The following is a 2,215-nucleotide window of genomic DNA, read 5'->3' as shown; positions in this document are numbered from 1 at the left end:
AGGTCGTTGGTGGGCTCGTCGAGCAGCAGCACGTTGGGCTCGGCCATGAGCACGCGCGTGAGCTGCAGGCGCCGCCGCTCACCGCCGGAGAGGTCGCCGACGGGCGTGCGCTGCCGGGCCGGGGTGAAGCCGAGCCGCTCGGCCAGCTGCGAGGCGCTGAGCTCGATGTCGCCGAACGACACCCGCGTCGCGACGTCCTCGATCGCCTCCAGGACCCGCTGGTCCAGCGGCAGGTCGTCGAGTTCCTGCCGCAGCCACCCGATGCTGACGGTCTTGCCCTGCTTGCGCCGGCCCGCCGCGAGGGGCGCCTCGCCGGCCAGGGCCCGCAGGAGCGTGGTCTTGCCGGAGCCGTTGACGCCGACCAGGCCGAGCCTCTCGCCGGGGGCGAGGCGCCAGGTGAGGTCGTCCACCAGGACGCGTCCGTCGGGGGCCTCGAGTCGGGCGTCCTCGAGCTCGATCACGACCTTGCCCAGGCGCCGCGCGGCAAAGCTCGACAGCCGTAGTGAGTCGCGGGGCGGCGGCACGTCCTTGATCAGCGCCTCGGCCGCCTCGATGCGGTACCGGGGCTTGGACGTGCGGGCGGGCGCGCCGCGACGCAGCCAGGCCAGCTCCTTGCGCGCGAGATTCTGCCGCCGCGACTCGGTGGCTGACGCCTGCCGGTCGCGCTCGGCGCGCGCGAACACCCAGTCGTTGTAGCCGCCCTCGAACTGCTCGACGCGGCCGTCGACCACCTCCCAGGTGTGGGTGGCGACGGTGTCGAGGAACCAGCGGTCGTGGGTGACGACGACGAGCGCGCTCGCCCGCCCGCGGAGGTGGTCCGCGAGCCACTGGACCCCCTCGACGTCGAGGTGGTTGGTCGGCTCGTCCAGCACCAGCAGGTCCAGGTCCTGCACCAGGGCCGCGGCCAGGGAGACCCGGCGCCGCTCGCCGCCGGACAGGTCCGCCACCGGGGTGTCCAGTCCCAGGTCGTGGATACCGATGCCGTCGAGTACGGCGCGGATCCGCGAGTCGCCCGCCCACTCGTGGGTCTCCACGCCGAGGCCGCCGACCACGGCCTCGCCGACCGTGTCGGCCGCGAGCTCGGTGCGCTGCGTGACCACGGCGATCCGCAGGCCGCTCACCTGGGAGACGCGGCCGGTGTCCGGCTCGGCCACGCCGGTGAGGATCTCCAGCAGGGTGGTCTTGCCGCCACCGTTGAGGCCCACCACCCCGATGCGGTCGCCGGCGTTGACGCCCAGGGAGACGTCGTCGAGCACCTGGCGGATCCCGAAGGACACCGACCCGTGCTCGAGGTTGATGAGGTTGGTGGGGGCCATCATTGCTCCGTGGTCTGTTGCGGGGTGAGTAGACGGGCGCCGCCGACCGGGCCCCGGGTGATCCGGACCTCGCGCGCGACGCCGTGCGCGCTCACCTCGGCGGCCACCGAGATGGCGTGCTCGCGGTCCGAGCAGAAGAACAGGCAGGTGGGGCCGGACCCGGAGACCATGCCGTGCAGGGCGCCGGCCTCCTCGCCGGCGCGCAGGGTCCGGCGCAGGGCGGGCATGAGCGAGAGCGCGGCGGGCTGCAGGTCGTTGGTCAGCAGGTCGGCGACCATCAGCGGATCGTCGCCGGCGAGGGCCTCGACGAGCGACTCGGTTCCACCCGCCCGGGGCAGATCGGTGCGCTCGGCGCGCAGCCGGTCGAGTTCGGCGAACACCACCGGGGTGGAGAGCCCGCCGTCCGCCAGAGCCACCACGAGGTGCTGCTCGGTGCGGGCGCGCAGCAGCGTGGCGAGCGTCTCGCCGCGGCCGGTGCCGAGCGCCGTGCCGCCGCGGAGGCAGAAGGGGACGTCGCTGCCGAGGCGCGCGGCCCGCTCCTCCAGCGCGGCGCGGCCGAGTCCCAGGCCCAACAGCCGGTCCGTGGCGAGGAGCGCGGCCGCGGCGTCCGCGCTCCCGCCCGCCATCCCGCCGGCCACGGGGACACCCTTGACCATCCGGATGGCGATCCGGGCGTCCGACCCCGCCTCCTCCCGGAGCAGGTCGACCGCCCGGGCGGCGAGATTGGACCGGTCCGTGGGCACGTGCGGGGCGCCCGGACCGGAGACGGTCACCTCGTCGCGGTCGGCGAACGACACGGTGACCTCCTCCCACAGGTCCACGGCCCGGTACACGGTGAGCAGGTCGTGGAAACCGTCCGCGCGCAGGTCTCCGACGCCCAGGTGGAGGTTGATCTTGGC

At 74.5% G+C, this 2,215-nt stretch carries 2 protein-coding genes; both read right to left on the bottom strand.

Annotated features, from left to right (window positions below):
- Positions 1–1,316 (bottom strand): ABC-F family ATP-binding cassette domain-containing protein (locus B4M60_RS02210; protein ID WP_291079866.1); only part of this gene is annotated, 1,316 nt, incomplete at its 3' end.
- Positions 1,316–2,215 (bottom strand): 4-(cytidine 5'-diphospho)-2-C-methyl-D-erythritol kinase (locus tag B4M60_RS02205; RefSeq protein ID WP_291079864.1); only part of this gene is annotated, 900 nt, incomplete at its 5' end. The genes B4M60_RS02205 and B4M60_RS02210, both read right to left, overlap by 1 nt.

Origin of the sequence: Dietzia sp. UBA5065 (genome assembly GCA_002415925.1) — a bacterium.
Lineage (GTDB): Bacteria > Actinomycetota > Actinomycetes > Mycobacteriales > Mycobacteriaceae > Dietzia.
The sequence above is the reverse complement of the archived record's forward strand: the minus strand, read 5'-3'. Positions and strand labels throughout refer to the sequence as shown.